We start from the raw sequence: 6,570 nt of genomic DNA, 5'->3' as shown, positions 1-6,570 counted from the left end.
GACTACTGCTGCCGGCAGTTCGGCGTAGGTGAGGCTGGCGACCGTATCGGCAACGTCTTGTGTCAGCGACATAGGTTCAAACCGCAATGAGGAACCTGCGCTATCACCGGGGCGGCAGACACCGCTAGCGAGACTGCCGCGAGCCCACAAAGGCAGATCATGAGGCTGGCTTTCATTTCATTCCTCTTCTTTGGATATTCTCACTCTAAGCGATGTCATTTTCGCTCGCATTTGCCGATAGTTATGATGGTGCTTATTTCGTTATTCGTGAGCGTAACGAGCGGTCGATCTTACGTCCTGGTTCAGCGCGGTCAGTCCGAGCACGTGCTGTAATTTATGCGCCCTCTGCGCGGCTGTGTGATCCCGGGTGGCCATCAAAATGTAAAGTGGTGGAGTTTGCCACCTTCAACCACGGACGGCGTTGTTGCAGAAGTTCGACCGAACGATTCACATACGTGGCTCATGAGCAGTCCATCACCCTCCCGCTACCGCACGACGAACCGGTCTGACTACAACACGGCGCTGAGGTAGCGGGGCTCGTTGCTGGTCTGGCTGAACAAGGAGATGACCTGGCTCGCGCGGCATATGGGATGTCCTGGACCGTCAATGGCGCAAGGTCCATTTGGCTATTGCCACGGCCACCTCGGATATCGGGGCGGTCGAGTTTACCCCCAGCAGCGAAGTCCCATTCTGCCGGAGTAGCTTGACCAGATCCCCCAGGGCGAAGAGATTGAACACCGTCATAGCCGACGGCGCCTACGACACCCGCCGCGGCCACCCGCCGTCATCGACCGCCAGGTGATTGGATCGCCCAAGATATAGTCGGACAATTGTTAATGGTCATGCTCCAGCCGCCATTCTCGACCGGGCCCTTGTTATTCCGAGCCTCGACAAACGCGATGAAAGACATCGGCCCAAGCACTACATTGACCCCGATCTTGCGAAGCGCACTCGCAAGCCGCCCGCCGCATCGCTGGCCACCGGCCAGTCCAGGAGGGCGGCCGCATCCAGAGGCTCACGGGACATCGGTTCAAGGAGACGCCGAGCGAGGCGACTGTGGCCAAGTCCATGAGTCCTGACGAGGCCGGCGTGGTTTACCAGAATCTCGCTTCCGCTCTCTCGGATCTGGGGTTCAACCTCAATCTGGCTCCGGTCGTCGACGTCAACGTCAACACGGCGAATCCCATCAGGAGCTTTTCCGCCGATCCACAGACGGTCGAGGCATACGCGAGGGTTTTCGTCGAAGCGCATCGGGCGAAGGGAGTGCTGACGGCCTTGAAACATTTGGGGCCGGTTCCAGGAACCAAGGATAGCCACAAGGGCATGGCCGACTTTTCCAAGACATGAGCGATAAGGAACTTCTCCCCTACCAGAACCTGATCGCGTCGGGATGTCGACATGGTCATGTCCGCGCATGTGATAAATGATAAGCTGTTATTTTCGAACCAAATCCCCTCCTCGCTTTCCCGCGCGACCTTGACCGGGCTGCTGCGGGACAACATCCCCTTCAAGGGCGTGGTCATCAGCGACGACATGCAGATGCAGGCCATTACCGACAATATCAGCTTCGAGGACTCGGTGCTGCGAGCCGTTCGGGCAGGGAACGGCATCCTGTCCCGGAAGGTTGCCGCCCTCCTGTCTGAAGAAGCGCGCAAGGACACGGAAATGCTCGAGCGGATACAGAAATGAGAACGATGCGCCTGAAAAGAAAGCTGGCGCCCGCAGTTTCGGAGAAAACGACCATTGTACGGCAACGGTAGCGCGAGGCGGCCTAGCAGCCTGTCGGACTCGGGTCGATGTAGGGCCTCAAGAGATGCGAATTGGCTCGCCCCACCGACGAGAGCCTTGCGATGGCGCCGCTGACGGCGAGGACGAGGGTGACGGTGCTCTGGGACCGGGCGATGCGTGTTGTGGGCCCGATCCTGTGGTTCAATAGTCTGGGCTCAGGGCAAATAGTCTCTTGTGTTCCAGGCCATGGTCACCAGGCTCCACTCGCCGCGGACCTTGTCGAGACCACGCAAGGAGAACTGGCGGAAGCCGAGCACCGAGTTGATGATGCCGAAGACGGGCTCGGGGGTCTGCTTGCGCAAGGCTAGAGCCTTCTGCCGTCGGGCGTGCGCAGTCGATAAAGCATGGCCTCGACGGAGCTCGGATTTTCCGGCGCCGGCGGGGCTTCGGCGAGGCGCTCGTTCAAGGCGGGATAATGCGGCTGCCGGCCGGCGGCGATCAGCGGCTCTATGCCGACAGCCTGGCAGGCGCCGACATTTGTTTCGCTGAAGTAGCCGCTGTCGGCCAGCAATGCTTCTGGCTCGCCCAACGCCTCCGGTAAGGCGGCAATCCTGTCCACCATCGGTTCGATCTGCTTTTTATCGTTTGGAGCCTGGACCACGTGGGCCACCGGCATGATGTGCGTGTCTTCATCCGTCAGATTGATCTGCTCGGTCGGCCGCGGCCCCTCAAGCGGTGGCGCGGGCGGCTTACCGCCGGGCTTCTAACCGCGCGCGTTGCTCTCGGCTGCGCGCGCCGCCATCTTGGCTTCATGTTCGGCCTTTTCGCGCTCGAAGCGTTCCCTGGCGCGGGCTTCAATCTTCGCTGGTGCCTCGGTCAGTCTGGCCAGGCGCTCCTCGGGCCGCGCCAATTCTTCGGGGATCGACAGGCCGTCGGCAAGGTCGGCCTGGTCGGCCGCTTCGGCCATGGCCGTCAGTTCGGCCACCTCGGCCTTCAATTGCGCCTCGATCTTGCCCGCATGCTCGTAGGTTAGCGCGCTATGCCGGCTGGCATTGGCGTGGATCTTGGTTCCTTCCAGCCCGACCGTGCCCAGTTTCAGCATGCCCATTTCCCGGGCAAGCAGCAGCACCTTGACGAACAGATCCTCGATGTCCTGAAGTAAGCGCCGCCGAAAGGCCGCAATGGTGTCATGGTCGGGTTAGCGGCAATGAAGCGGAACGCCACCGAACGCTCCAGCTTGCGACTGGAAAAGACGCCCGTCGCATAACCGTAGACCAAGATGCAAGAGCAGGGCCGGATGGTAGGAGGCCGAACCCGAGCCGCGGTAGCTCCTGGTCATGGCCGAAAGATTCAGGCTGTCGACGACCTCGACCACGAACCGCGCTAAACGTCTTTGTGGCAGCCATTCATCCACCGAGGGCGGCAACAAAAAGCCGGTATCGCGGTCAATCTGGCGGAAGTTGCACATCGGCAGGCGCCTACATGAAGTCTTCATTTAGCAATACCTCGACAGTAAATATTGACACATATTATAAGATGTGCAACAAGCGACAATTTCTTGATAATTGTTGAAACTAGCCATTCAGGTCAATACACAGGAGACTGCTTTGCAAGCTGTCGCCGCTCTGGTCAGCGCCATGCCGTCAGCCCATACTGCCACCCATGCGTAAAGCTGCCCCCTCAATGTCGGGGCCCGAAGCTATCAAGTCGCTATGACGAGATCGTCGTGCTGACCGACTCGTTCTGCCGAAAACATCTCAACGACGAATACGCCGACTTGGCCCGCCGCATGGCCGCCGCCCTGAGCCGAAAGCGGCACAGCCCGCTTGCCTCAGGTCAGCCCAGCACCTGCGCCTGCGGCATTCTGCACGCCTTCGGCCAGATCAATCTCCTCTCCGACCCCGCAACAAAGCCTCATATGACCATGGCCAGCATCTGCGCGCCTTCGGGGTCGGTCAAAGCACGGTCAGCGCCAAAGCCGCTGCCATTCGCAAAGCCGTCAATGCCCATCGCTTCGACCCGACCTGGTCGCTCCACAGCCTCACCGACCAAAATCCCTTCCTCTGGATGCTGCACATCGACGGTATGATCGTCGACATCCGCAACGCTCCCACAGAATCCAGCAGCTCGCCCCGATCACGGCCTCATTCCCTACCTCCCGCACAACAAGTGGTAGCCCACGAGACCCTCCAATCGCTCTCATAGGCCCGCCGCATCTAAGTCCGACAGGCTGCTAGGCAAGGAGGAAACATGCTGGCGTATGGTCTTCGCCACGGAATAGCGGGAATTCTTTTGGGAGTGGCAGGGGCAGTTGCTGCTATCGTTCCGCCAAATTCGGCCAGCCAACGCCCAGTCAGTAGGGGAGTTCTTCGACTATCCACAGATTCTCCTGAGTGGGACTGCCAGCGCGACGGTCAGCCTTCCCCTCGAGTCCTGCAGGAACTCGGTTGTGCCGGCTTGGCGCAGAGCGAGCTTCTTGTGCTCGCGCAGGTCGTCCATGTTGATGTAGCGGTTGGCCTCCATCCAGTTTTCGTTGGTCTCGACGGAGCGCCGGGCGCTGCTGACGGCGCGCAAGCTCTTAAAGGAAAAGGCGATTGCCATCGAGAACGACATCCGCCGGCTGTTGCGCAATTTCGGCCTCAAGGTTGGCAAGCTCGGCGCGGTCAAGTTTGAGGAGCGGATCCGCGAGCTCATCGACGGTATGCCCGATCTGGGCCTGTTGCATAATTCGGTGGTTGTGATTCTCTGAGACTGAACTCGGAGGGAGTCGCAATGGCGGTGAAGCGGACGGGTCAGTTGAGCCTGGTGGAGGCATTTCTAGGCGACAAGCTTGCAGGTGCCTCTTCGCCGCTCGACCGGTTGTCGGGCCTTGTGAAGTGGTACCGGTTCGAGAAGCTGCTCAACCCGCTACGCGATGGCGGGCCGGGTCGGGCAGCTTGGCCGCCACTGGTGTTGTTCAAGGCGCTGCTGCTGCAATCGCTTTACGGACTGTCGGATCGCGAGTTGGAGGAAGCGCTTGGTGACCGGCTGTCGTTCCGACGCTTTGCCGGGCTGGGGCTGGACGACACGATCCCCGATCACACCGTACTGTCGCGCTTTCGCAACCTGCTTGTCGGCGAAGAGCTGATGGAGAAGCTGTTCGGCGAACTGGACCGGCAACTGGAGAAGGCCGGCGTGATCCTGAAGCGTGGCACGATGCTGGATGCCACGCTGATCGATGCGGTCTCGGCGCCGCCGACGCCTGAGCGGCCGTCGAGGGACGCAGACGCCCGCGTCACCGCACGCAAGGGCAAAAGCGGCCTCACATTCGGCTACAAGGCTCATGTCGGGGTCGATGAGGGCTCTGGTCTGATCCGTACGGTGATCACCACGCCGGCCAACGTCAACGACACGGTGATGGCTGATGCCTTGATCTGCGGTGACGAGAAGACGGTGTGGGCGGATGCCGCCTATGACACCCATGCCCGCCGTGCCCGATTGAAGGCTGAGGGCAAGAAGGCGCGTATCGCGCGCCGCCCCAACAAGCATCATGCGCTGCCGCCACGGCTCAAGCACTACAATCGCCTGATCGCCAGACGGCGGGCGGCGGTGGAGACCACCTTCGCTACGCTCAAGAACCGCATGAAGCTGACCACGATCCGCTACATCGGACTGGCCAAGGCTACTGGCCAAGTGACGATGGCGGCGATTGCCTTCAGCATGCGCCGATGGGCCGCCATCACGGGATAGGTGCGCCCGGCGTCGGCCAGCCAAGGCCGAACCGCCGCCTCAAACCTCAAATCTAGGCCTCAATCCACAACAACCAGCAACAGCCCGCTGCATTCCGGTCCCGCTGTCGCTGCTCTCCCGTAACTGCGCAACAGGCCCCGATCTGGCTGAGATCGTTGAACTGCTGCTCGACGCGCGCCGCAAGCTGCGCCGGAATTTTGCCGCCCTTCACCGGAAGGTTCTGGCGATCGCCCGGGAGATCAGGTCTGCCGCCGGCTGATGTCGATCCCCGGTGTCGGCCGTGTCGCTGGCCTACACCGCGACGATCGATATCCCGGCCCGCGTCCTCAGCTCGAAGGCGGTCGGGCCGATTTTGGGCCTGACGCCGGCGCTCCATAATAGGGAGAAAGCCGCCGGGTGGGCCGAATCTCATTATGCGGCGACGCTATGATGCCACGCTGCTTTACGAGGCTGCGCAGACCCTGCTGAAGCGGGGACGAAATGGTCCTGGCTGAAGGCCTGGGCGATGGGCGTCGCCAGAAGGCGCGGTGAACAGAATGCCATCGTCGCGCTCGCCCGCCGGCTGGCAGTGATCATCATCGCATCTGGACGGACGGCACACAGTTCCGCTGGACCAGGACGGAAATCATGCCGGTCGCCGGCTGACCGCATCCCGACCGTCGTTAGCAGCCGCCGTGCTCGTGCCCGTCAAGGGCAAGTCGCTCTCGCGATGGCCCTGTGGGCCCACCCTTGAGGATCACTGCGCGCGGCGGCCGTGCGAAACCAAAGGTCGGGACGAGAAGATGGTCGCCAATCGGCCGAACAAAGAGATAAGGGAATGAACCAGGATCGAATTTGATAAGCATCGCACCCCGATAGACGGGAACGACATCCGTTCCACCTGCACGTGGAAAGCTGTCCTTCGCGGGACGAAGATGAAGTGAGTTCGCTGATCGGCTTAGCTCGATTGCCCCCCCATCAACGCATAGGCGCTAAGATAGGTATTGCCCTGCGGAATCGGGTGTGATTCTACACTGCGCACACGAATCGCTTGTTGATGACGGCTGGGCCGAGACGATTGAGCTTCTGGGCGGCGAAGAGTTGATCGCAGCAAGTGCCCGCGAGACGAAGGCG

2 protein-coding genes and 5 pseudogenes are annotated in these 6,570 nt (G+C 61.1%); 6 read left to right on the top strand and 1 reads right to left on the bottom strand.

Translation table 11 applies throughout. The features are described from left to right. Positions 1-462 precede the first annotated feature (462 nt). Positions 463-778 (top strand): annotated as a pseudogene (locus tag NKI05_RS31790) (hypothetical protein); the annotation flags it as partial. A 191-nt stretch (positions 779-969) separates the two neighbouring features. Next, positions 970-1,689 (top strand): annotated as a pseudogene (locus NKI05_RS31785) (glycoside hydrolase family 3 N-terminal domain-containing protein). Between the two features lie 240 nt (positions 1,690-1,929). Here the strand turns inward: NKI05_RS31785 and NKI05_RS31780 are convergent. Continuing rightward, positions 1,930-3,196: pseudogene (locus NKI05_RS31780) on the bottom strand (transposase). A gap of 258 nt (positions 3,197-3,454) precedes the next feature. On the opposite strand from NKI05_RS31780, the gene NKI05_RS31775 reads away from it, so the two are divergent. The 4 genes and pseudogenes from NKI05_RS31775 to NKI05_RS31760 form a co-directional block, all read left to right on the top strand. After that, complete coding sequence (locus tag NKI05_RS31775; protein WP_352794166.1) at positions 3,455-3,817, top strand: DUF6398 domain-containing protein; 363 nt, start codon at positions 3,455-3,457, stop codon at positions 3,815-3,817. A 450-nt stretch (positions 3,818-4,267) separates the two neighbouring features. Beyond that, positions 4,268-4,435: pseudogene (locus NKI05_RS31770) on the top strand (IS110 family RNA-guided transposase); the annotation flags it as partial. Positions 4,436-4,500: 65 nt separating this feature from the next. After that, a complete protein-coding gene (locus NKI05_RS31765; RefSeq protein ID WP_352794164.1) occupies positions 4,501-5,457 on the top strand; it encodes an IS5 family transposase in 957 nt (318 codons plus the stop codon). A 139-nt stretch (positions 5,458-5,596) separates the two neighbouring features. Continuing rightward, positions 5,597-6,102, top strand: a pseudogene (locus NKI05_RS31760) (transposase); the annotation flags it as partial. Positions 6,103-6,570: the final 468 nt, after the last annotated feature.

The organism is Mesorhizobium sp. M0771, from assembly GCF_040320155.1.
Classification (GTDB): domain Bacteria; phylum Pseudomonadota; class Alphaproteobacteria; order Rhizobiales; family Rhizobiaceae; genus Mesorhizobium.
Note: the sequence above shows the minus strand (reverse complement) of the source record. Positions and strands in the feature narration are given on the sequence as shown.